Source organism: Helicobacter sp. 12S02232-10 (assembly GCF_002272895.1).
Classification (GTDB): domain Bacteria; phylum Campylobacterota; class Campylobacteria; order Campylobacterales; family Helicobacteraceae; genus Helicobacter_J.
On the sequence record NZ_MLAQ01000048.1, the window covers coordinates 1 to 364 of the forward strand.

General features: G+C 31.3%; 1 protein-coding gene. It reads right to left on the bottom strand.

Annotated elements, in window-relative coordinates:
- Positions 1 to 332, bottom strand: a 332-nt coding sequence (locus BKH41_RS09575; RefSeq protein ID WP_143428739.1) for a hypothetical protein, incomplete at its 3' end; no start/stop codon positions are given.
- Positions 333 to 364: the final 32 nt, after the last annotated feature.

The window sequence follows — 364 nt, forward strand, 5'->3', positions numbered from 1 at the left end:
GAAGAGAAGAGATTATCCCTATAAATAAGATCATTAGAAATACAAATCATATCTTCAGTAGTAATATCTTTTGCTTTGGTGATATTTTTAAGATTTTTATCTTTGATTTTACATTGAAAGCTTGGAGGATATGAACCATATGAGTCATATTCCACCTGCGCTTTAACATAATCTTTTTCATTCTTAAATACAATCTTAAGTCTTCCAGTGTTTGCATCCAACCGATCATCAGCAATCAAAAGTGTGTAGAAACAATCAAAATCAATGCTACAAGAAAAGCCATTATGTGTTTTTTGAAATTCATCACCATAGTCATCATAGAGTTTTTGCATCTTAGGATCTCCACGTACTTGTTCCTCTTCAT